Annotated in this window: 1 protein-coding gene; it reads left to right on the top strand. The window is 65.3% G+C overall.

Annotated features, from left to right (window positions below; all coding sequences use genetic code 11):
• On the top strand, nt 1-1,205 hold a 1,205-nt coding region (locus AC1Q80_RS30765; protein ID WP_492362931.1), incomplete at both ends, for an Ig-like domain-containing protein.

Genomic DNA, 1,205 nt, shown 5'->3' with positions numbered 1-1,205 from the left:
AACGGTCAATGCCGACAAGACTTGGTCGTTTGCGTCCAACGGCAACCTCAACAATGCCAGCGGTGCCAACGTCACCTTCTCGCTATCGGCCAAGGATGGCGACAACGACACCACCACCGACAGCCAGACGATCACGGTGCTCGACGGTACCGGTCCGACGGCAACCGACAACAGCGCCTCGATCACTGTTCACGAGAAGGGCCTGGACAACACCAACGCCCTGGGCAGCGCCGAAGGTGCTGCGGGCGGAGCGGAGCTGTCCACAACCGAGCGCGGCTCGGACACGGTGAGCTTCACGGCCGGTTCGGACGCCATCACCAGCATGGTGTTCGGAGCGACCACTGGCGTAACCGCCGACGTCAACGGCATCAACGGCGCCGATATCGCGTGGAATGGTGCGGGCACTTCGGTGTTGACCGGTACGATCAACGGCGTCGTGGCCATCACGGTGACGCTCGTTCCGCCGACACTACCGATTGCGCCGGGGGCAAGCGGCCAGGCGACGATCAATGTCCAGCTGACCGACAACTTCCCGCATCCGGCCGGACTGGCGCAGAACACGATCAACCTGGCCGGCATCACCGTCGTCGCTTCAGACCAGGATGGCAGCACCGCCAGCGCAACGGTCGGCATCAACGTCGTCGACGACATTCCTGTCGCCGTCGATGACGGCGCCCGCAGCGTCGTCGAGGGTGGCGCACAGATCAGCGGCAACGTGCTCGGCAACGACACGGCAGGTGCTGACGGCGCGACACTGACCTCGGTGACGATTGGCGGCATCGAGCGTTCGATCGCCGCTTCGGGCTCGACGTCGGTCGTGACGGCGAACGGCACCTACACCTTCACGGCTGCCGGTGCGTGGACGTTCACGCCAGTTGCCAGCCTGAACAACGCTTCGGCTGTGAACGCCGGCTTCAGCTACAAGATCACCGACGGCGACGGCGACATCGCGACGGCAGCGCAGCCGATCAGCATCACCGATGGTGCTGGTCCGACGGCAACCGACAACAGCGCCTCGATCACTGTTCACGAGAAGGGCCTGGACAACGCCAATGCCCTGGGCAGCGCCGAAGGTGCTGCGGGCGGAGCGGAACTGTCCACCACCGAGCGCGGCTCGGACACGGTGAGCTTCACGGCCGGCTCGGACGCCATCACCGGCATGGTGTTCGGAGCGACCACTGGCGTAACCGCTGACGTCAACGGCC

It is taken from the genome of Ensifer sp. GW823-FHT05D09 (assembly GCF_058795755.1).
The sequence above is the reverse complement of the archived record's forward strand: the minus strand, read 5'-3'. Positions and strand labels throughout refer to the sequence as shown.